This is a genomic window from Polaromonas sp. (genome assembly GCF_035638815.1).
In the GTDB taxonomy this organism is placed as follows: domain Bacteria; phylum Pseudomonadota; class Gammaproteobacteria; order Burkholderiales; family Burkholderiaceae_C; genus Polaromonas.
The window spans coordinates 211176-231110 of the sequence record NZ_DASQZG010000019.1 but is presented as its reverse complement, the minus strand read 5'-3'; the positions used below and the strand labels follow the sequence as shown (position 1 = coordinate 231110).

Sequence of the window (19935 nt, the reverse complement as noted above, 5' to 3'; positions counted from 1 at the left end):
CTCACGAGCACAAATGAAAAGGAGCATTTAATGCCCAAAATGAAGACCAAGAGCGGCGCCAAAAAGCGTTTCCGCGTTCGTCCTGGTGGCACCGTCAAGCGCGGTCAAGCCTTCAAACGTCACATCCTGACCAAGAAGACCACCAAAAATAAACGCCATTTGCGCGGTGCAGTTGCTGTTCATGAGACCAATATGGGTCACATGGCACAGATGCTGCCTGGCATGGGTATTTAATTAACGACGAACAAGGAGTACACACATGCCTCGCGTCAAACGTGGTGTAACGGCTCGCGCCCGCCACAAAAAAGTTTTAGCCCTTGCAAAAGGTTTCCGCGGTCGCCGCGGTAACGTCTTCCGCATCGCCAAAGAAGCGGTGATGAAGGCCGGGCAATATGCCTACCGTGACCGCCGCACCAAGAAGCGCGTGTTCCGCCGCCTCTGGATTGCGCGTATCAACGCAGCCAGCCGTTCATTCGGCATCACCTATAGCCAGTTCGCCAATGGCCTGAAAAAAGCCGGCATCGAGATCGACCGCAAGGTTCTGTCCGACATGGCGATTCACGACAGCGCTGCTTTTGGTGCCATCGTGGACCAGGTCAAGACCAAGCTGGCTGCCTGATTTTCGGAGCAGAATGCTATTGAATTAGTAGCGTATTGCGCAAGAAAATAAAGGGCTGGAGCTTGAAAAGGCTCTGGCCCTTTTTTCTGCACAAAACAAACACAAGATATTTATGAACGAACTTGATGCTCTGGTGGACTCGGCGACAAGCAGCTTCGCGCAGGCAGCAACGCCAGCCGACCTTGAGAACGCCAAGGCCCAGTTTTTAGGGAAGTCTGGCCGCGTTACGGAACTGATGAAGGGCTTGGCAGCCTTGCCGGTGGATGAAAAAAAGTCCCGGGGCGCTGCCATCAACCTGGCCAAGCAGGCCATTGAGGCCGCACTCACTGCACGGCGCCAGGCGCTTGCCGAGGCGGAACTCCAGGCTCAACTCCAGGCTGAAGCGCTGGATGTGTCGCTTCCCGGCCGTCAGCGTGCGCAGGGCGGTTTGCATCCGGTGTCTCTCACACTGGAACGTATCGAGGCGATTTTCGGATCGATGGGTTTCGATGTTGCACAGGGCCCCGAGATCGAGACCGACTGGTTCAACTTCACGGCGCTCAACACGCCAGAAGACCATCCCGCGCGCTCCATGCACGACACCTTTTATGTCGAGGGCGGCACCGAGGCTTCCCCCAACTTGTTGCGCACTCACACGAGCCCGATGCAGATCCGCCATGCGGTGCAGCATGTCAAAAAACACCGTGCGCTGATTGATGCGGGCGGTGTGATGCCGGAGATTCGCGTCATTGCGCCTGGCCGCACCTACCGCGTTGACAGCGACGCAACCCACTCACCCATGTTTCATCAGTGCGAAGGCCTCTGGATCGGCCAGAACGTCAGCTTCAAAGACCTGAAGGTTGTCTTCACCGACTTTTGCCGCACGTTTTTTGAATCGAACGACTTGGTGCTGCGCTTTCGCCCGAGTTTTTTCCCCTTCACCGAGCCCAGTGCGGAGATTGACATCCAGTTTCAGACCGGACCGTTGGCTGGCCGCTGGCTGGAGGTTGCCGGCTCCGGACAGGTGCATCCGAATGTGGTGCGCAACATGGGCCTGGATCCTGAAAACTACATCGGCTTTGCGTTTGGAATGGGCCCAGATCGTTTGACGATGCTGCGTTATGGCGTCAACGACTTGCGGCTGTTTTTTGACGGCGACTTGCGCTTCCTCTCGCAATTCCAATAAGAACAAACACAACAAAATAACAGGCAGCAAAGCAAAACATGCAATTCCCTGAATCCTGGTTGCGCGAATTCTGCAACCCGCCCCTGAGCACCGAGGCCCTCGCCGAAACCCTGACCATGGCTGGTCTGGAAGTTGAAGAGCTCAAGCCCGTGGCTCCGCCTTTCACCAAAATTGTGGTCGGCGAAATCAAGGAGGCGGTGCAACACCCTGATGCTGACCGCTTGCGCATCTGCCAAGTGGATGTCGGGCAGGGCAGTCTGCTCAATATCGTTTGTGGCGCGCCCAATGCACGTGTCGGCATCAAGGTGCCGTGCGCGCTGGTTGGTGCCGAACTGCCTCCTGGCGAGGATGGCAAGCCATTTCTGATTAAGGTGGGCAAGCTGCGCGGTGTGGAAAGCCAGGGCATGCTTTGCTCGGCGCGCGAACTCAAATTGTTTGAAGACCACGGCGGCCTTCTGGAGCTCGGTGCGGACGCAAGCATCGGCCAGAATATCCGCGAGCATTTGCAGCTGGACGACGCCTTGTTCACACTCAAGCTGACCCCCAACCTGGCCCATTGCCTGAGTGTGTACGGTGTGGCGCGGGAAGTTGCTGCATTGACGGGATCACCTCTCAAGACTCCCGCTATTACCGCTGTGCCTGTGGGTGACCAGACCCGATTACCGGTGCGTATCAGCGCGCCTGATTTGTGCGGCCGTTTTTCCGGCCGTGTGGTTCGCAATGTCAACACCAAGGCAGCAACGCCTGCATGGATGGTGGACCGGCTTGCGCGTTGCGGCCAGCGTAGCGTGACGGCGCTCGTGGATATTTCCAACTACGTGATGTTCGAGCTGGGTCGCCCATCACATATTTTTGACCTCGACAAAATTCGTGGCGGGCTCGATGTCCGATGGGGCAAGGCCGGAGAGACCCTCAAGCTGCTCAACGGCAACACCGTGGCCGTCGATGAAAAAGTGGGCGTGATTGCGGATGACGTGCAGGTTGAATCGCTGGCCGGCATCATGGGCGGTGATGCAACTGCAGTGTCTGATGACACCCAAAACGTTTACGTTGAAGCTGCTTTCTGGTGGCCCAAATCGATCGCGGGCCGATCACGCCGTTATAACTTTTCTACCGACGCGGGCCACCGGTTTGAACGTGGTGTGGATCCCGGTCTGACCGTTGAGCACATTGAGCGCATCACGCAATTGATCATCGACATCTGCGGCACAGCAGACACCGTGTGCGGCCCCATGGATGATCAGCAAGTCAACTTGCCCAAGCCAGCACCCGTCACCCTGCGCGTAGCGCGCGCTGCCAAGGTGATCGGCATGCCGCTCACGCAGGCGCAATGTCTGGATGCCCTGCAGCGCCTGGGCTTGCCTGTGACGCAAGGCGAGGGCACGTTGACCGTGATGCCGCCAAGCTACCGTTTTGACCTGCAAATTGAAGAAGACCTGATTGAAGAAGTGGTTCGCATGGTGGGCTACGACCACCTGCCTCAGATACCGCCTTTGGCCCCCATCACCGCCAGCATTCGTGCGGAAGCCGAGCGCGGGCCCTTTGCCGTACGCCGTGCGCTGGCATCGCTGGGCTACCAGGAAACCATCAACTTCAGCTTTGTAGAAGAGCGCTGGGAGCACGAGCTGGCGGGCAACCCGAACCCGATCAAGCTGCTCAACCCCATCGCCAGCCAGATGAGCGTGATGCGTTCGTCATTGCTGGGCTCCTTGCTACAGGTACTCAAATTCAATCTCGATCGCAAAGCCAGCCGAGTCAATGTGTTTGAACTGGGACGCGTGTATCTGCGCGACGCTAGCAGCCAGAACACAGACACCACCGTCGCCGGGTTCAACCAGCCCATGCGAGTGGCAGGCCTTGCCTACGGGCCGCGCGCGGCATTGCAATGGGGCCAGTCAGATGCAGGCGTTGACTTCTTTGATGTCAAAGGCGACGTCCAGTCCCTGCTGGCTCCGTTGCAGGCCGTCTTCTCGCCCGCCACACACCCGGCCATGCACCCTGGCCGCTGCGCCAGTGTGACCATCGGTGGGGTGGACGTCGGCTTCGTAGGGGAGTTGCACCCCCGCTGGCGTCAGTCTTATGAGTTGCCACATGCGCCTGTGCTGTTTGAGCTGGCGCTGGATGCCGTGTTAACGCGGCCAGTGCCGGCCTTCAAGTCCGTCAGCAAGCTTCAACCAGTTGAGCGCGACATCGCCGTCATCGTGGCCGAAGGGGTCACCCATGCGGCAGTGATGGCTGCCATTCATGGTGCGGACACGCGCGACTTGCTCAAGTCAGCCAACTTGTTTGACATTTACCGGCCACAACAGGCCAATGCCAGCATGCAACTCGGTGAAAAAAGCCTGGCAGTGCGCTTGGTGCTTGGCAGTGAGGACGCTACACTGACCGACGAGCAGATAGAGTCAGCCGTCAAGGCGGTGCTGGAAAGTCTGAGCAGCAGAGTGCAAGGGCGTCTGCGGGCATAGACGGCTGCACCGGCATTTTCTATAACAACAACAGCCATCGACGAGGAGCGCACTGTGGAATTTTCCGTAGAAAGTCTTGAAAGCCCGGCTCTTACAAAAGCGCATCTTGCAGAGTTGCTGTTTGAGCAGATTGGTTTGAACAAGCGAGAGTCCAAAGACATGATCGATGCATTTTTCGATCTGATCTCCGACAGCCTCGTGGAGGGCGGCGACGTGAAAATCTCCGGGTTTGGCAACTTCCAGATCCGCACCAAGGCGCCGCGTCCCGGCCGTAACCCGCGAACCGGGGAAGCCATTCCCATCCGCGCCCGCCGCGTGGTGACTTTTCATGCAAGTCACAAGCTCAAGGAACAGATTCAGGGTTTGACTGCGCCAGCTTGAATCTGCCGCGCGGGCAACGCCAGGGCATACACCACCTGCCTAGGGGTTTGCACCTGCCTTGCGGCGTGGGTGGCAAGTTACTTTTTTACCTTCACTTGCTGGCAAACAACACATTCAAAATATTGTTTGTAACTGTTTGCGCTATGTTTGTACTTAGAGTAGATTTGTAGCTTCACCTCTTAGCGCATTGATTTAATTGGAGAAAACTCTCCCACCCATCCCGGCAAAACGCTACTTCACCATCGGCGAAGTCAGTGATTTATGCGGCGTCAAACCTCACGTGCTCCGTTATTGGGAGCAAGAGTTTACGCAGCTGCGCCCGATGAAAAGGCGCGGCAACCGCCGCTATTACCAGCACCATGAGGTGTTGATGATCCGCAGAATCCGTGACTTGCTCTATGACCAGGGTTTCACGATCAGCGGTGCGCGCAACAAGCTTCAGGAGATCGTGCAGCTGGAGCGCGATAAGCGTCGCAACGGCGAGGTGATGCTTGAAGGTGTCGACGTTGTTGAAGCGGGGGACTCCAGCCTGGACGATTTCGGTGACTCGGAAGATTTTGAAGATAGCGTGCCGGATATCGCACATATCCCCGAAGGTAGCGCCGCCCAGCAAAGACTGCAGCTGCTGCGCCGCGAGCTCTTTGAAATTCGTGATTTGCTAAGCGCAGCGTACTGATTGCCCTCGACGAAGCACGTTATAATTTGAAGCTGACGGTGTGTGGCGCAGCCTGGTAGCGCACTTGCATGGGGTGCAAGGGGTCGAAGGTTCGAATCCTTTCACACCGACCAGGAAAATATGATCAACGGCTTAGAGACTTCGGTATCTAGGCCGTTTTTTTTGCTTCTTTGTTATGCGTCGGCAAGTTCGGCCGGCTTTTCGGATTCCAGAGAAGGCGCTGCCCGCTCAGCGGAAAGCTCACCCCCCAGGGCCTCCAGCAAGTCCGGAATCAGTGCCGCAAGTTCGCCTGTCAAAATCGCAGCATCTGCGTCGAAACCATCGTCGTCCTTGCCTTTGTCCTGAACGCCGTCAAGCACCACATCAAGCAACTTGAGTTTTCTGACCTGTGCCGTGTCGGTGAGCACAAATGACACCCGGTCATTCCAGGTCATGGCCAATTGCGTGGGCACCTTGCCCGCTGCAATATGTTCTGCCACTTCGTTGATCTCAAGCGTGTGACGTGAATAACGGACCGTGGACTTTAGGTCGTCGGGCATCTTGAGTTCACAGTCGCGGTCTATCGTGAAGCCCACCGGTGCTTCCCGGCTGGCCAGCCAGTGCGCCATCGCCGTGGCGGCCGACATCGTGGTTTGCACCGGTCTGGCCATCAGCCCGGGCGCTGTGCCGGGGACTTGGCTGAGTACCTCCAGCAGCTGGCTCACCACTTTGTCGGCGCCGGTGAGACTACCCGAGTCGACGACCAGAAACTTGTTGACCGGGTCAATCCACACGGTGGTGGACGAGCGTTTGGTGAAGGCACGGGGGAGCAGGCTGTGGATGGCCTCCTCCTTGAACTCCTTCTTGATTTTTGCCCCTACGCGCTCGTGACCGGTTTCCTTTTTGTATTGCTCAATACGCTGCTCGACTGCGTCCTTGATGGCCGAGGCGGGCAGGGGGCGGCGTTCGGTGCAGAGCCGCACGATCAGTTGTCCGCCTACTTTTTCGGCCAGCACCGTACTCTTGTTGCCGCGTGGCGGTACCCAGCCGCTGGACTCTGGCTGGGTGGCGCCACAGGGCAGGAACTGGCTGGCCTGGAGCGCCTCTTCCAGGGCCTCAAGCGGGGGAAGGGTGAAGTCGTCGGCAATGCGAAAAAAGGAGGCGGCTTTGAACATGAAATCCTTGGTGAGTGATGTGTTGGAAGCGCGGGCGTAAACAACGCCGCGCAAGGGTGGCGGGTTAAGCGCCCGCTGGTCAAGGGTGATGGCGCCGGAAACAGAAGGAGAAGGCGCGCTCGCAATCAGCTCACGTGATGTCCATCACATGAACGCCGTAAGTGCCCTTGCGGCGGTCCGCAAAGTAGCAGCTCAGCGTCTCCTTTACCGTCTTGAAGGCCAGCTCATCCCAGGGGATTTCGGCCTCGGTGAAAAGTCTGGCCTCAATCGTTTCATGGCCCGGCTTGAACTGGTCGCTGAGCAGGCGGGCACGGTAAAACAGGTGGACTTGGCCCACACGTTCCACATTGAGCAAACTGAAAAGCTCCTGCATCTCAAACTGGGCGCCGGCTTCTTCGTCAGTCTCGCGTGCAGCACCCTGCAATGTGGTTTCGTCGAGTTCCATGAAGCCCGCAGGCAAGGTCCATTTGCCCCAGCGCGGTTCAATGTTGCGTTTGCAAAGCAAAACGCGATCCCCCCAGTGCGGTACGGTGCCGACCACATTCAGCGGATTTTCGTAGTGGATGGTGTTGCAGGCCGGGCAGACTGCCCGCTCCTTCGTGTCGCCATCGTCAGGGACTTTGTAAGCGACAGCGGTGCCGCAGTTCTTGCAGTGTTTGATCGGGCTGCGGTGCATGGACCAAGTGTAAATTGAAATAAAAAAAGGGCCTCTTTCCATGGCCCCCGGGAATCACCTTTGCACCCTTGCTCTCCACCATGAAACACTGTGCGCTGCGGTTTGGCATGACAGCGCACGCTGCTATCAAATTCATAGCTGACTTCCCCCGTCCTTTCTGGACAGCATGCCGTTTCTCCATAAAAAAACCGGGCCAGAGCCCGGTTTGGTGCTTGGTTCGCGCGCTGGAGCGAGGTCAGGCTTTGGTGGTCTTGCTGTGTTTCTCGATCAGGCTCCGGGCGGTGTCCAGCAGCTTTTTGCCGTCGAAGCCTTTTTTGTTCATGTCTTCGACCCACTCCACCTCGACCGCTCGGGATTTCCGGCGGAATTCCTGCGCCTCGACGGGGCTGACCGTGTAGATCGTGTTGCCGCGGTCGCTGGCAGATTTGCGGCCAATGCCGTCGTTGCCCTGTTGCGTTTTTCCGAGCCAGGCGGATGTCGCCATGCCGGAGTTGTTGTCAATGACTTTTTTCAGGTCGGGCGCAAGTGAGTTGTACTTGGCTTTGTTCATCGCCATCACAAATGTGGTGGTGTACAGGCTGCCACCGGCGGGATCAAACTCCGCGTGGAATTTGGTGAGCTCGTTGACCTTGACTGACGGCACCACTTCCCAGGGGATGACGCAACCATTGATCGTGCCCTTGCTGAGCGCATCAGGGATTTGTGGCAGTGGCATGCCGACTGGCGTGGCGCCCAGCACGCCCATCAGTTTGGTGACCTGACGGGTTGGGCCGCGCAACTTGAGGCCGCGCATGTCGGCGATGGACTTGATGGGCTTGTCCACGGTGTGGATCACCCCCGGTCCGTGCACCTGCAGAGCAATGACCTGCGTGTCCTTGAACTCGTCCGGTGCCATGGTCTGCACGTACTCCCAATAGGCTTTGGAGGTGGCTTCGGCGTTGGACATCATGAAGGGGAGCTCAAACACTTCAACCCGCGGGAAACGGCCCGCCGTGTTGCCGGGGAGGGTCCAGACCATGTCGACCACGCCGTCCTTTGCCTGGTCGTAGAGTTGCACGGGTGTGCCGCCCAATTGCATCGCCGGATAACCTTCGAACTTGATGCGGCCACCGGACTCTTTTTCAACCTTGTCCATCCAGGGCTTGTGCATGGACAGCCAGACATTGGACTGGGGCGACATGAAGGTGTGGAACTTGAGGGTGACTGCTTGTTGCGCGAGCCCGCTGAGGGCAGGGGCGCCCAGCGCGACTGCGGCGCCAGATTTCAGAATTGTGCGACGTTGGATCATGGTGAAAAGTCTCCTGTGTATTGAAGGTAACGGTAAAGGCGGCTTGCGGTTTTCAGTGCTTACCCGAAGACCTACTTGATAAAGCCCACCAGCCACAAGGGGATGATGGGGAAAAACAGGAAAAGCAGGGTCCGGAAAACGTCGCTGATCAAAAAGGGCATCACACCCCGGTAGGTTTCGCCCATGGGCACGTTTTTCGCCAAACCATTGACGATGTAAACGTTCAGCCCAACGGGAGGCGCAATCAGCCCAAACCCCACAGTCATGAGCACCATGATGCCGAACCAGATAGCGACAGACTCTTTGGCCATGCCGAAGTCAAGCGACATCACCATCGGGAAGAAGATCGGGATGGTCAGCAGCAGCATGGAGAGCTCATCCATGACCGCACCTAAAAGCACGTAAAACAGCAGAATGGCGACCACCACAACCAGTGGGGAAAGCCCCCAACTGCCGACCACCGCTGCCAACTGATTGGGAACCTGCGTCAGGGCGAGCGCGGAGTTCATCAGGTCAGCGCCAATAAAAATCAGAAAAATCATGGCAGCGCTCACCGCCGTCCCATAGAAGCACGCCTTGAACTTTGCCAGGGTCATCTCTCCCTTGAGCAGGGCGGTCAGAAAAGTCGATGCAGCTCCGACGGCGGCGCCTTCGGTGGGGGTGAAAAATCCGCCATAAATGCCGCCAAACACCAACCCAAAAATAACAACGATGGGCGCAACACCGGCGATGGAACGCAGGGTCAGGCCTTCGCGGTGCTCTTCGACCTCAGGCGCATGGCCGGGCACCACACGCACATAAATCGCCACGGCAATCATGTAGCCGCACATGGCGATGATGCCGGGAATGATGGCCGCCGCAAACAGCTTGCTGATGTTTTGCTCGGTCAAAATGGCGTAGATGACCAGCACAATGGACGGTGGCAACTGGATGCCCAATGTGCCACCAGCGGCAAGCGTCCCGGTGGCCAGGCGCCCCGAGTAGCCATGACGCTGCATTTCGGGCAAGGCGACGCCCGTGATGGTGGCGGCGGTCGCCACCGACGAGCCACTGATGGCGCCAAAAGCGGCGCAGGCAAGCAGCGACGCCATGGCGAGCCCGCCACGAAAGCGACCCATGACACCGGCAGCAAATTCGAACAGCGATTTGCTGATGCCGCCTTTGGTGGCGAAGTGACCCATCAGGATAAACAGCGGAATCACCGACAGGTCGTAGCCGGCAAAACGGGCGAAGGCCTGCGTGTTGAGAAAGCTGGCAAACGGTGGCCACCCGGTTTGCGTGACATAACCAATGCTGCCCGCAGCAAACATGCTCACCGCAATGGGCACCCGCAAGGCCATCAGGGCCAACATGCTGCCGAAGATCAGCAGCGTCAAACTCAGTGAGCTCATATGGCGGCTTCTCCGGCTTCAGGAGCGGCAAAACCAAAAACGGTTTGATGCAAGGCGATCAGCCCGGTCAGCACAAACGGCGGCACCATCGCCGCATAAACCACCCACTCCGGAAAACCCATGATCTGGGTTTCAGAGTTGGCGGAATAAACGTTGAGCCCACCCAGGGTGGTTCGCCAGGCCAGCAAGCCGAAGATGACTACCAGCAACAGCGTGCCGAAGCGGTCCAGTTTGTCGTTGATTGCGGCGCTCATTCTGGCGGTGAAGAAGTCAACAATGATGTTGCCACGGCGTACCTGGCACAGAGGCATGAACAGTGCAATGGCCGCGCCGGCCGCGACGCCCGTCAGCTCGAAAGCGCCGACGATGGAGTCGCCAGTGGTGTTTCTGCCTATCAGGCTGGCACAGGTCATCAGGGTGATAACGGTCAACAGTACGCCAGCAATGATGGCGCAAAGTTTTGCCAGGTTCTCAAGGATTTTCAAGCAGCGTCTCCGGAAAAAGTGGCAACGTCATGGCCCCACGGTGTAGCAAAATCAAGCCGGCAGGTTGACAGCTTGCGGCCGATTATCCGGGTGCCCCTGACGCGCGTGCAGGCGGCTTACCCGGAGCTGAAAGGGTATTTGCGCGATTATCGGAGCGGGTGTGCGCAAAACGTGCAAACACCCAGAGGCGTCAGACCACCCTGACGGTCAGTGTTCCCAGCCCTTTGACCTCGCCAACCATGGTGTCGCCAGCGACGACTGCCCCTACACCTTCAGGTGTTCCGGTGTAGATCAAGTCGCCGGGTTGCAGCTCCCAGGCAGCGGACAGGTGCTCAATGGTTTCGGCAATGTTCCAGATTAGTTTGGCAACATTGCTGCGCTGGCGATCTTGCCCGCCCACTTGCAGGTACAGCTCTGCATTGGCAATGTCTCCTGCATTCGCGGCTGGTGTGATGGGTCCGATGGGGGCAGATTGGTCAAAAGCCTTGCCAATGCACCAGGGGCGGCCCTGCTTTTTCATTTCACCCTGCAGGTCGCGTCGCGTCATGTCCAGGCCAACGGCATAACCGTAAATGTGTTTGTGTGCGTCTGCCGCCTTGATGTTTTTGCCGCCAGTACCGATGGCAACGACGAGTTCAATCTCATGGTGCAGGTTTTTGGTCAGGCTGGGGTACAGGATGCTTCCTGTCTGGCCGGCTTCAACCACCACCACAGCGTCGGCAGGTTTGAGAAAGAAGAACGGTGGCTCGCGGCCGGTAAAGCCCATCTCTTTCGCGTGCTCCTCATAGTTGCGGCCCACGCAATAGACACGGTGCACCGGAAATCGTTCTGCCTTTCCAACAACGGGAACGGACACCGTGGCAGGCGGTGGAAATACAAAGCTCATGACAATCTCTCTTCTTTGTGTATGCCCAGGGCCTGATGCACCGGGCGATCTGAAAAACTGAACAACACACATCCTTGCGTTGAAAGCAAGCGCGCTGTGTGCCATGACGGAACAACAAAATGGTCTCGCGGGCCAAACTCAAGAACCTGTTCCTGCCCAGCACGGGTGATGACAACGCTGCCGGTGCCTTCAACCACGCTGTAAACAGCCCCATCGGTCTGACGCCAGGGACGGCCCGAAAAACCGGCGGGCAGCCTCTGCATGAATGTGGCCATGGTGGGCATGGGTGAGCCGCCGGTGGCAGGGTTCACATACTTCAGCTTGACGCCATCCCATTCGTCAACAGGCGCCTGGCGTTCAAGCACATGTAAGGCCTCACGTGTTCTGTCGTAGGGGTAGCTGAAGATGGGCGAGGTCTGTCCAAACGGAGCGTTGTAGCGAACCGGCAGCATGTTGGCACCGTAGCGTTGGTAACTGGTGCCTTCAGTCCGCATGATGGGCTGAACCCGCTCGCTGTGGTTTTCCGCAAAACCCGCATCAAAAAAGCGGAGCATGGGAATATCCAGGCCGTCGAGCCACACCACCGGTTCGGCGTTCTCCAGCGCGCATTGATGGCCGTGGTCATGCCAGGTCCAACTGGGGGTGATGATGAAGTCGCCTGGCGACATTACAGCGCGTTCACCATCAACTGCCGTATAGGCGCCGCGTCCCTCCACAACAAACCGCAAGGCGGTTTGGGTGTGCCGGTGGCTGGGCGCGATTTCGCCCGGCAGAATTAACTGCAGCCCGGCATACAAAGATTGTGTGATGCAGGACTGACCGGGCAGGGCGGGGTTCTCCAGGATCAACACCCGCCGTACCGCTTCTTCAGCGCTAATCAGCTCACCCGATTGCATGAGGTAGGGGCGTACATCGGCATATCGCCACAAGGCAGCGACGCAAGGCGTGGCAGGTTGCTGCGGTACCAGCGCGTGCAGCACTTCCCACAAAGGCGTCATGTGCTGCTTGCGAATCGCCTCATAAAAGGCCTTGCGTTCGCCGTCGGATGACGGCGGCGTGCCTTTCGACTTGATGGAATTGTCAGCGCTCAAAACAAGCTCCATCCTGCTTCAGGCATTGTTGCAAGCGGTCAACGTCTGTGGCGGAAAAAGCAGCGCCGGCGTCCAGCAATGCGGCGGCGGTACCGGCAGCCTGGCCCATGACAAAACAGCCGCCGCTGGCGCGAGCCGCTGACTGGCCTTCGTGCGACATCGAAGCGCAGCGGCCAGCCACCAAAAGGTTGTCGACTTCTTTGGCCACCAGCATGCGCCAGGGCAGGTCGTTGAAAGCCCGGGCATCGTCACGCGGAAAGCGCCAGACGATCTCACCGTCGACATGCATCTCCATGGGCCAGGCGTTGATGCCGATCACGTCCTCAAAGCGTGCGGACGACAAGATGTCCTCTCCGCTCAAGCTGTAGGCGCCGCAAATGCGGCGCGTTTCACGAATGCCAACCTGCGCGGCAATGTCAACAATGGCAGCCTGCTCAAATCCGGGGACTTCGTTTTTCAAAAAACGAAAGTATTCGCCGATTTGCCTGCGTCCCTCCTGCTCACCTTCGCTGAGCTGGCGTGCATCGGTCGCATCCATCGCTTGTCCCTGCGTATTGCGGATCTGCGTGACGTTGACACGCCATTCACTGGGGTTTTTTTGCGGCCTGACAATCGCGCCCTTGCGCGGAAAGTTGTAGCGGCCGGGATGCTGCGCCTGGGTTTCGTCCATCAGCTTGTTGATGGCTGAAAACTCGCCCACTGCCGCCATTGCCCGAGCGGCCTCTACATGGCCCACACGAAACATCGTCGTCGGAAACAATGCGCTGCCGTGACCATCGCCCAGCTCAAACGGCACGCCGGCAAAATGCGCCACGTCAGCATCGCCCGAACAGTCGATGAATTTATCCGCCCGTATCGCCTGTCTTCCGGATTTGGTTTCAACCACGAGGGCGGCAATGCGAGGACCTTCCATCACCACTGCCGCGGCCCAGGCATGAAACAGCATCTGCACGCCGCTGGCGAGCAGCAACTGGTCCGCAGCGCATTTGTAGGCAGAAACGTCATACGAGCGAACCCGTATGCGTCCCTGCATGCCGTCTTGCGGATCGTTCAGCCCACCCAGCGCATCAATCCGGTCCAGCAGGTCATCCACCACCCCGTGCACCACTTGCCGCATCTCGCCGTTCCTTCGCCCGTACAAGCCGGCAAAGTTGGTGACGCCGCCTGCGGTCCCCATGCCGCCCAGAAAGCCGTAACGCTCCACCAGCAGGGTTCGTGCGCCGCGTCTGACCGCACTCACGCTGGCCGCCAGTCCGGCAGGCCCACCGCCCACCACCACCACGTCGAACTCGCCGTAAACGGGCAGTGTGCGCGCCGGCTCGGTGATGGTGTCCATGCTGGAAGGGGCGGCCATTAGGGTGGGTCAGGGAGGCGCGGTGAGCTCTTTTGCAGTCATTCCACCTTGATGCCACGCATGGCGATGATGCTGGCCATGGCAGCGGTTTCGGTCCGGATGCGGCTCAACAGGCCTTCGGGGGAAGTGCCCACAGCCTGCCATCCCTGGTTGAACAGTTTTTGCCGGGTATCGGCCTCGCGAATAATTTTCGAGACTTCCTGGCTCAAACGCGCTTGTGCTGCTTTGGACAAGGAGGCGGGGCCTACGAGCGCGGTCCACACTTCGAGGTTGAAATCGCGAATGCCTGCATCAGCAAGCGGGGCGATTTCTGTGGCCAGGGCGCTGCGCCCGCTGGTTAATCCGATGGCTTTGAGTTTGCCCGCGCGAACCTGGGGGAGAGCAATGCCCGGGGGCACCAACGCCATCTGGATCTGGCCGCCGAGTAAGGCGGTCACCACTTGCGGATTGCCCTGATAAGGAACGTGCACGGCTTCCAGCTTGCCGGCAGTTGTCTTCAGCAGTTCCATACCCAGATGGCCGACGGAACCGTTGCCCACCGAGCCGTAGTTCCATTTGTCGCCACCATTGCGGGCAGCCACAAAAAAGTCACTGCCTGAGGGCTGGTTCGCAGGGGCGACCAGCACCAGGGGTGCCGTGGTCAACAGGGAGATGGGTGTGAAGTCCTTGGCGGGGTCGTAAGGAAGCTTGGAGTAAAGAAGTTTTGCCGAAGTGAGGTTGCCATTGATCACCACGCCCAGGGTGTGGTCGTCCGTGGCCTTGGCCACCAGATCTGCCGCAATGTTGCCGGAGGCTCCGGGCCTGTTTTCAATAATCACCGGCTGGCCCAGCACGCGGGACAAGGGCTCAGCCAGTGTGCGTGCAGCCATATCGGGCGTTGAGCCGCCCGGAAAACCCACCAGAATTTTGACGGCGCGAGTCGGCCACGCCGCAGAGGCAGGGGCGGCTTCGTCTTTTGAGGATTTTTTTGGGGAATTTTGAGCACTTCCCAGGGTGGGCAGGGCGAGGCTTGCTATGAAAAGCGTAGCGTAAGCGAGGGCTTTCATCCGGATCTCCATTATTTCAAAACCCTATTTGAACAGTTTTGAAGGTTCGATTCCGTCGTACACCCACTGCAAACCGGTAAAGCCGGGGCTTCGTTGCCGCTCCAGAACAGCTGGTTACGCAACTCCCGCTGCACGCCCGCAGCATGGTAGATGTCGCCGTAAAAGCGCGAGGTTAGTTGCACCCTCGCGGTACGCAGGTAGCGGGCTTGCTGGTATTTTTGAAATGCCGCTGCCACATCACCGTGCGTATGGCGCAAAGCTTCGCGCAGCACCACGGCATCTTCTATGGCCTGTCCCGAGCCTTGGGCCAGGTATTGCACCATCGGGTGGGCGGCGTCTCCCAGCAGCGTGACGCGCCGGTCAGTCTAGTTTTTGACGGGTTCGCGGTCGCAGAGCACCCCCATCTTTCGGTCCGCATGGTAGATACCCCGAGCGGTGGGCAGGCTCTAAACTCCCGCCATGGCAAAAAGTTATAACTTTGTTGACGCCCCCGGGCACCAGATCCGCCGGGCGCACCAGCTGGCCGTGGCCATCTTCATGGACGAGACAGCGGGTTTTGACGTCACGCCGGTGCAGTTTGCCATTCTCAACGCGCTCATGGACGACCCGGGCGAGGACCAGATCACGCTGGCAGGGCGGGTGGCATTTGATGCCGCAACGTCGGGTTCGGTGATTGGTCGGCTCGAAGCGAAGGGCTGGGTACGGCGCGAGGCCGACCCTCAGGACAAGCGGCGCAAGCTGTTGTGGGTGACCGCCGAGGGCGAGGCAGTTGCCCTGCAAATGAAGCGCTCTGTCAGCAAGGTGCAGTCACGCCTGCTGGCGCCTCTTGAAGCCAGTGAGCGGAAGCAGCTCGCCGCATTGCTGGGCAAGCTGATTTCGGGGCACGAAGACGCTGGATAGGCCTCAGGGCGATTTGGCCACGAGGGTGAAGTGCTCCACCACCGGCGGGCTCGCGAAAAATGGTCCCACGATGGCGCGCCACTGCGCAAAAGCGGGGGACTCCCGAAAACCAACCGTGTGGTCCTCCAGCGTTTCCCAGAAGATCTGCAGGATGTAGCGCTCGGGGTTTTCCACGCCCTTGTTGACCTTGAAGCCCTGAAACCCTTTGGAGTTGGCGATGACGGTGGCGAGGCCGCGTTCGATGGCTTCTTCAAAAGCGGCCTGCTGGCCGGGAGGGATGCGAATATCCGCTAGTTCGAGAATCATGAGGTGTCTTTCGGAGAGGGATTTTCAGTACTGGCTGGCGGGTAACTCTACCGTCAAACCATCAAGAGCCGTACTCAATTTGATCTGGCAGCTTAACCGGCTGCTCGGCGATTTGGGCGTTGCGGTAAAGGCCAGCATGCTTTGCTCCTCGCCATCGGCCGGTGGCAGCAGGCTGGAAAAGGGCTCGCGTACAAACACATGGCAGGTGGCGCAGGTCATCAGGCCGCCACAGTCTGCAGCAATGCCTTCAATGCCACTGGCCACGGCTGCTTCCATCAAGCTTTTGCCGATTCTGCCTTCTGCCCTTTGTACGTCGCCGTTGGCAGCTATGAAATTGATAGTAATCATCTGGTTCACCAGTTAAAGGCGGCTGAAATATTCGCGGCGCTGCCACTCATGTTGGTCGGCAGCCTGCTCGTAGCGGGTAAGTTCAGACTGTTTGATGCGTGAGAGGTAGTTGATAAACGTGCTGCCGAAAGCGTTGACGAGCGTCTGGTCGGCCTGCAAGGCGCGCAGCGCATCGCCCAGGTTTGACGGGATTTTGACACCTGCATCGCCATAGGGCGCATCTGTGGCTTTGGGCGCTGTTAATTCACGTTGAAGACCGTCCAGCCCGGCATAAATTTGCGATGCAAGATACAGATAGGGATTGGCAGCGGGCTCCCCGATGCGGTTTTCAATACGTGTGGCCTTGTCCTGGCACTGGCCCACCACGCGCAGCATGGCGCCCCGGTTATCGCGCCCCCACAGAACCGACTGCGGCGCCAGAGCGTTGGGCTGGAAGCGACCAAAGCCGTTAATGGTGGGGGTGCAAAACACGGTCATGCCCTCGGCATGCGCCAGCAGGCCGGCCAAAAAATGCTCGCCCAGTGCGGACAGCGTGTATTGAGCGTCAGAGGGCTGCGAGCCGGGCGCCGGTGTGTCCCGCATAAACAGGTTGGCGCCCGTTTGCAAATCGACCAGCGACTGGTGCAAATGCCAGCCGCTGGACATGATGTTGGGAAACGGTGGCCGGCACATAAAACTGGCGTGGTAGCCGGCGCGGCGCAGCGCCTGCTTGACCGCGCTGCGAAACAGCACCATGTTGTCGGCAGCCGTGAGCGCATCGGTCGCTTCAAAAACAGCCTCAACCTGGCTGGGGCCAAATTCGATCTCTAGCGAATGCAAGGGCAGCCCCAGCGCCTGCGCAGTGTGCTGCACAATGCGCAACGGCTCTTCGGCCATGTCGGCCCATGTCTCTGACAGCAACTGGTAGCCCGGGTGAATCATGACCACCTTGGGCGCAGGCCCGGGCCAGTCAGCCTGTTCGGGGTCAAGCGCGTCTGCAGCGCCATCACCCGTGATGCGATAGATGTGAAATTCAATTTCCAGACCACACTTCATGCCAAAGCCTGCTTGTGCGAGCTTTGCAAGTGCGGCTTGCAAGATGCGCCGCGTATCCAGCTCGACAGCGCCGCCATCCTGCGTCCAGGTTTGACCTTGTACCCAGCCCGTGGCCCGTGCCCACGGCAACTGCCTGTAGCTTGCGGGGTCGGCCAGCAGCATCAGGTTGCTGGCGAACTCAAAGCCGGGGAGGTCTGGCGTACCGCCCGCCTCGAAAACCTTAAAGGCTGTGCGATCCGATGTGTCTTTAAGCAGCAAGGTGCTGACCAGCCCCACGCCGTCCAGCATGGCATTGGCGGCGGCTGAGGCGACCAGTGTTTTGCCGCGAAGGTTGCCGTGCAGGTCACACCATGCAAAGCGCACCAGTTCGACACCGCTCGCGGCGATCAATTTCTCAGTGTGAATCAGCCCGCGCTGGCGGGCCTCATCATGAACGCCGCATTGCGCGGCGAAATGATTCATTTGATTTCCGTTCGGGCTGAGCTTGTCGAAGCCGTTGGTAGCACGTCGACATGCTCAGTGCGAACGGAGTTTGCGATCCAGGGCGCGCCACCGCGCTTGGCACGCGCCTGTTCCTGCCACCAATCGGACCACTCGCCGGCCGGCGCAATACCGTCCACCGTGTCAGGTCCACGCATCAGCTCAACCTGCGCCGCATCTGCAATACCAGGCGCTACGCCGCCCGCCTGCACGGCGGCAATCGCCTTGATCAACTCTCGCCGGTTGGCCATGATGACTTTGTCGCTCGTGCCCAAATGCTCCTTCGTGCGGTCCTGGATGGCGCCCATGCTTTCCACCGCCCACTGGTCGTGGACATTGATGTCCTCCTCGCCCATGCCGAGGTAGGTGGTGGTCAGCTGTTCGCGCGCGTTGAATCCCCAGTGGTTGTGCTGGCCAGCCTTGGGTACGTAGTCGGGCAGGGTGATGAACTGCTGGCGCTGCGCGCGCATGGCTTCTTTGTCCAGTGGCCCGGCAAAGCTGGTGAAAAACGAATACCAATACGTGTGGGTGTCGTCCACCGGCAGATGCATCTGGGTGATGGTCATGGTTTCGGACAGCGGAATCACAAAGGTTGCGGGAAAAACGGATTGCGTCACACGCACGTGGGTCAGTTTGTCGTTCATGGGCCGCAGCGTGGTGAGCTGCATGCCCCAGGGCTTGGTGTCAAAGCTGATTTCGGGTTGCGCAAACTCGCGCATGATGCGCGTCATGGGCCACTGCTGGCCGTCCATGTCGCCGGCGCTCGGGCTGCGAAATTGTTTGCCTGCCGAGTTGTCGCCTATGGCCTCCAGCGCTTCGTCCTGCAGAAAGCGATGCAAAAAGGACGGGTGTGCCGGATCAATACCCACCTCAAAAGCCTGCAGCCAGTTGGCATTCCACAAGCCCTTGAAGGCAAAAGTATGTGTCGCCGGCGCTGTAAAGCAGTCAAAGGCGGGGAAGGGCGGTGGCACCGATCCTTCAGGGCCCAGCCAGGCGAATACAACGCCGCATTTTTCTAGTACCGGGTAGCTGCGCTGGCGTACCCGTTCGCAGAGCTTGCTGCCTGCGGGCTCTGCCGGGGTTTCCAGGCATTGGCCATGCACGTCAAATTTCCATCCGTGAAAAGGGCAGCGCAGGCCGTCGCCCTCGGCCCGGCCGAAGGCCAGATCGGCGCCACGGTGTGGGCAAGCCCTGTCCAGCAGACCCCAGGCACCGCTGGCGTCCCTGAACAGCACCAGGTCTTGTCCCAGCAGGCGTACCGGCTTGGCTGGCCGGTCCTTCATGCGTGGGTCCAGCTCTGCGTTGAATTCATCGACCAGCGCCGCGGGCTGCCAATAGCTGCGCAGCAAGGCGCCGCAAGGGGTACCGGGCCCGACGCGGGTGATTAGCTCGTTCTGTTCTGCATTCATGTACGCGGCCTTTGCAAACGGTATACCGAAATTAAAATTCAGTGTACAGTTCCGTTTATGAACTTGCAAGAGACGGTGTTGATCCAGCTGCGGGACCTGATTTTGCGCGGCGAATTTGAGCCTGGCCAGCGACTGGCCGAGCAGCAGTTGGCCGAGCGCCTGGGGGCCTCACGTACACCCGTGCGCGCGGCGCTGGTGACGCTGGAGCAGGAGGGTTTGGTCGAGGCCAACGACACGGGCAAATTTCTGGTGCGCCAGTTCACCCCGCGCGAGGTGGCCGACGCTATTGCGGTGCGCGGGCACCTTGAAGGCATGGCCGCGCGGCTGGTGGCCGAGCATGGTGTGTCGCGGCAGTTGCAGGGGGACCTGCAAGCCTGTCTTGACGAAGGCGACGCAGCATTGGCAAACAACCCGTTGTCCTATGAGAGTTACGCGGCCTATGCCCGCATGAATGACCGCTTCCATGCACTGCTTCTGGAGGCCAGCGGCAACCGCGCTCTGCAGCGCGCTGTGGCAATCAACGACAAGCTCCCGTTTGCCTCTGCCTCCGCCATGCTGCCCATGCAGGGCACTGTGGCGCAGGACCGTGACTGGATGCTGTATGCGCATCGTCAGCACCACATGCTGGTGGCCGCGCTCAAAGCGGGCGAGGGCGCGCGCGCGCAAGCTCTGGCTGCAGAGCACACGGAAGTTGCGCAAATGAACATGCGCATGGCACTTGAACGCCGGACCGAAACCGAGCGCGTCATGCCCGCGATCCGGCTGGTGGTGGGGCGTTGA

At 59.2% G+C, this 19935-nt stretch carries 22 protein-coding genes and 1 tRNA gene; 9 read left to right on the top strand and 14 right to left on the bottom strand.

Annotated elements, in window-relative coordinates:
- Positions 1-30: 30 nt before the first annotated feature.
- The 7 genes from rpmI (at position 31) to VE934_RS13775 (ending at position 5419) form a co-directional block, all read left to right on the top strand.
- The gene (rpmI, locus tag VE934_RS13805; protein ID WP_296924174.1) at positions 31-234 is read left to right on the top strand and encodes a 50S ribosomal protein L35; all 204 of its coding nucleotides are present in this window, start codon (positions 31-33) and stop codon (positions 232-234) included.
- Positions 235-259: 25 nt separating this feature from the next.
- Positions 260-619, top strand: coding sequence for a 50S ribosomal protein L20 (gene rplT, locus VE934_RS13800; RefSeq protein ID WP_324888443.1), 360 nt, complete (start codon positions 260-262; stop codon positions 617-619).
- A 112-nt stretch (positions 620-731) separates the two neighbouring features.
- A complete protein-coding gene (gene pheS, locus VE934_RS13795) occupies positions 732-1784 on the top strand; it encodes a phenylalanine--tRNA ligase subunit alpha (RefSeq protein WP_324888440.1) in 1053 nt (350 codons plus the stop codon).
- Positions 1785-1822: 38 nt separating this feature from the next.
- Positions 1823-4249 carry a phenylalanine--tRNA ligase subunit beta gene (pheT, locus tag VE934_RS13790; RefSeq protein WP_324888438.1) on the top strand — a complete coding sequence of 809 codons (2427 nt, stop codon included), beginning with the start codon at positions 1823-1825 and terminating at the stop codon, positions 4247-4249.
- Positions 4250-4303: 54 nt separating this feature from the next.
- Positions 4304-4630, top strand: a complete 327-nt coding sequence (locus VE934_RS13785) for an integration host factor subunit alpha (RefSeq protein WP_324888436.1) — start codon at positions 4304-4306, stop codon at positions 4628-4630.
- Positions 4631-4826: 196 nt separating this feature from the next.
- Positions 4827-5306 carry a MerR family transcriptional regulator gene (locus VE934_RS13780; RefSeq protein WP_324888434.1) on the top strand — a complete coding sequence of 160 codons (480 nt, stop codon included), beginning with the start codon at positions 4827-4829 and terminating at the stop codon, positions 5304-5306.
- A gap of 36 nt (positions 5307-5342) precedes the next feature.
- Positions 5343-5419, top strand: a tRNA-Pro gene (locus VE934_RS13775).
- A 60-nt stretch (positions 5420-5479) separates the two neighbouring features.
- On the opposite strand, the gene VE934_RS13770 is transcribed toward VE934_RS13775, so the two are convergent.
- The 10 genes from VE934_RS13770 to VE934_RS13725 all read right to left on the bottom strand — a co-directional run bounded on the left by VE934_RS13770 (position 5480) and on the right by VE934_RS13725 (position 15000).
- The gene (locus tag VE934_RS13770; protein ID WP_324888432.1) at positions 5480-6460 is read right to left on the bottom strand and encodes a recombination-associated protein RdgC; all 981 of its coding nucleotides are present in this window, start codon (positions 6458-6460) and stop codon (positions 5480-5482) included.
- A 130-nt stretch (positions 6461-6590) separates the two neighbouring features.
- A complete protein-coding gene (locus VE934_RS13765; protein ID WP_324888430.1) occupies positions 6591-7136 on the bottom strand; it encodes an NUDIX hydrolase in 546 nt (181 codons plus the stop codon).
- 235 nt (positions 7137-7371) lie between these two features.
- Entirely contained in the window at positions 7372-8424 is a 1053-nt protein-coding gene (locus VE934_RS13760) for a TRAP transporter substrate-binding protein (RefSeq protein ID WP_324888428.1), read from the bottom strand.
- Positions 8425-8495: 71 nt separating this feature from the next.
- Positions 8496-9815, bottom strand: a complete 1320-nt coding sequence (locus VE934_RS13755) for a TRAP transporter large permease (RefSeq protein WP_324888426.1) — start codon at positions 9813-9815, stop codon at positions 8496-8498.
- A complete protein-coding gene (locus VE934_RS13750; protein ID WP_324888424.1) occupies positions 9812-10300 on the bottom strand; it encodes a TRAP transporter small permease in 489 nt (162 codons plus the stop codon). The genes VE934_RS13755 and VE934_RS13750 overlap by 4 nt, the downstream gene beginning before the upstream one ends.
- Before the next feature lie 190 nt (positions 10301-10490).
- Positions 10491-11186 carry a fumarylacetoacetate hydrolase family protein gene (locus VE934_RS13745; RefSeq protein WP_324888422.1) on the bottom strand — a complete coding sequence of 232 codons (696 nt, stop codon included), beginning with the start codon at positions 11184-11186 and terminating at the stop codon, positions 10491-10493.
- The gene (gene gtdA / locus VE934_RS13740; protein WP_414693849.1) at positions 11183-12289 is read right to left on the bottom strand and encodes a gentisate 1,2-dioxygenase; all 1107 of its coding nucleotides are present in this window, start codon (positions 12287-12289) and stop codon (positions 11183-11185) included. Before gtdA ends, VE934_RS13745 begins: the two co-directional genes overlap by 4 nt.
- Positions 12267-13631 (bottom strand): FAD-dependent oxidoreductase, encoded by a 1365-nt coding sequence (locus tag VE934_RS13735; RefSeq protein WP_324888418.1) that lies wholly within the window; start codon positions 13629-13631, stop codon positions 12267-12269. The genes gtdA and VE934_RS13735 overlap by 23 nt, the downstream gene beginning before the upstream one ends.
- 38 nt (positions 13632-13669) lie before the next feature.
- On the bottom strand, positions 13670-14689 hold the full coding sequence (locus VE934_RS13730; protein WP_414693848.1) for a Bug family tripartite tricarboxylate transporter substrate binding protein: 1020 nt from the start codon (positions 14687-14689) through the stop codon (positions 13670-13672).
- Complete coding sequence (locus tag VE934_RS13725; RefSeq protein ID WP_324888415.1) at positions 14689-15000, bottom strand: hypothetical protein; 312 nt, start codon at positions 14998-15000, stop codon at positions 14689-14691. The genes VE934_RS13730 and VE934_RS13725 overlap by 1 nt, the downstream gene beginning before the upstream one ends.
- A 136-nt stretch (positions 15001-15136) precedes the next feature.
- Here VE934_RS13725 and VE934_RS13720 point away from each other — a divergent pair, with 136 nt between their 5' ends.
- Positions 15137-15577 carry a MarR family winged helix-turn-helix transcriptional regulator gene (locus VE934_RS13720; protein ID WP_324888413.1) on the top strand — a complete coding sequence of 147 codons (441 nt, stop codon included), beginning with the start codon at positions 15137-15139 and terminating at the stop codon, positions 15575-15577.
- 3 nt (positions 15578-15580) lie between these two features.
- Here VE934_RS13720 and VE934_RS13715 read toward each other — a convergent pair whose 3' ends face one another.
- From VE934_RS13715 to VE934_RS13700, 4 genes are read right to left on the bottom strand one after another with little or no spacing between them, the layout of a single operon-like run.
- On the bottom strand, positions 15581-15883 hold the full coding sequence (locus VE934_RS13715; RefSeq protein ID WP_324888411.1) for an antibiotic biosynthesis monooxygenase: 303 nt from the start codon (positions 15881-15883) through the stop codon (positions 15581-15583).
- A gap of 24 nt (positions 15884-15907) precedes the next feature.
- On the bottom strand, positions 15908-16231 hold the full coding sequence (locus VE934_RS13710; protein ID WP_324888409.1) for a 2Fe-2S iron-sulfur cluster-binding protein: 324 nt from the start codon (positions 16229-16231) through the stop codon (positions 15908-15910).
- A 12-nt stretch (positions 16232-16243) separates the two neighbouring features.
- Entirely contained in the window at positions 16244-17728 is a 1485-nt protein-coding gene (locus VE934_RS13705; RefSeq protein WP_324888407.1) for a glutamine synthetase family protein, read from the bottom strand.
- Positions 17725-19155 (bottom strand): Rieske 2Fe-2S domain-containing protein, encoded by a 1431-nt coding sequence (locus tag VE934_RS13700; RefSeq protein ID WP_324888405.1) that lies wholly within the window; start codon positions 19153-19155, stop codon positions 17725-17727. The genes VE934_RS13705 and VE934_RS13700 overlap by 4 nt, the downstream gene beginning before the upstream one ends.
- Before the next feature lie 57 nt (positions 19156-19212).
- Here VE934_RS13700 and VE934_RS13695 point away from each other — a divergent pair, with 57 nt between their 5' ends.
- Complete coding sequence (locus VE934_RS13695) at positions 19213-19935, top strand: GntR family transcriptional regulator (protein WP_324888403.1); 723 nt, start codon at positions 19213-19215, stop codon at positions 19933-19935.

Bases quoted from the DNA above. Each gene is read 5' to 3' on its own strand.
- rpmI (WP_296924174.1), top strand. From the start codon at position 31: ATGCCCAAAATGAAGACCAAGAGCGGCGCCAAAAAGCGTTTCCGCGTT.
- rplT (WP_324888443.1), top strand. From the start codon at position 260: ATGCCTCGCGTCAAACGTGGTGTAACGGCTCGCGCCCGCCACAAAAAA.
- pheS (WP_324888440.1), top strand. From the start codon at position 732: ATGAACGAACTTGATGCTCTGGTGGACTCGGCGACAAGCAGCTTCGCG.
- pheT (WP_324888438.1), top strand. From the start codon at position 1,823: ATGCAATTCCCTGAATCCTGGTTGCGCGAATTCTGCAACCCGCCCCTG.
- VE934_RS13770 (WP_324888432.1), bottom strand. From the start codon at position 6,460: ATGTTCAAAGCCGCCTCCTTTTTTCGCATTGCCGACGACTTCACCCTT.
- VE934_RS13765 (WP_324888430.1), bottom strand. From the start codon at position 7,136: ATGCACCGCAGCCCGATCAAACACTGCAAGAACTGCGGCACCGCTGTC.
- VE934_RS13760 (WP_324888428.1), bottom strand. From the start codon at position 8,424: ATGATCCAACGTCGCACAATTCTGAAATCTGGCGCCGCAGTCGCGCTG.
- VE934_RS13755 (WP_324888426.1), bottom strand. From the start codon at position 9,815: ATGAGCTCACTGAGTTTGACGCTGCTGATCTTCGGCAGCATGTTGGCC.
- VE934_RS13745 (WP_324888422.1), bottom strand. From the start codon at position 11,186: ATGAGCTTTGTATTTCCACCGCCTGCCACGGTGTCCGTTCCCGTTGTT.
- gtdA (WP_414693849.1), bottom strand. From the start codon at position 12,289: ATGGAGCTTGTTTTGAGCGCTGACAATTCCATCAAGTCGAAAGGCACG.
- VE934_RS13735 (WP_324888418.1), bottom strand. From the start codon at position 13,631: ATGGCCGCCCCTTCCAGCATGGACACCATCACCGAGCCGGCGCGCACA.
- VE934_RS13730 (WP_414693848.1), bottom strand. From the start codon at position 14,689: ATGGAGATCCGGATGAAAGCCCTCGCTTACGCTACGCTTTTCATAGCA.
- VE934_RS13725 (WP_324888415.1), bottom strand. From the start codon at position 15,000: ATGGTGCAATACCTGGCCCAAGGCTCGGGACAGGCCATAGAAGATGCC.
- VE934_RS13720 (WP_324888413.1), top strand. From the start codon at position 15,137: ATGGCAAAAAGTTATAACTTTGTTGACGCCCCCGGGCACCAGATCCGC.
- VE934_RS13715 (WP_324888411.1), bottom strand. From the start codon at position 15,883: ATGATTCTCGAACTAGCGGATATTCGCATCCCTCCCGGCCAGCAGGCC.
- VE934_RS13710 (WP_324888409.1), bottom strand. From the start codon at position 16,231: ATGATTACTATCAATTTCATAGCTGCCAACGGCGACGTACAAAGGGCA.
- VE934_RS13705 (WP_324888407.1), bottom strand. From the start codon at position 17,728: ATGAATCATTTCGCCGCGCAATGCGGCGTTCATGATGAGGCCCGCCAG.
- VE934_RS13700 (WP_324888405.1), bottom strand. From the start codon at position 19,155: ATGAATGCAGAACAGAACGAGCTAATCACCCGCGTCGGGCCCGGTACC.
- VE934_RS13695 (WP_324888403.1), top strand. From the start codon at position 19,213: ATGAACTTGCAAGAGACGGTGTTGATCCAGCTGCGGGACCTGATTTTG.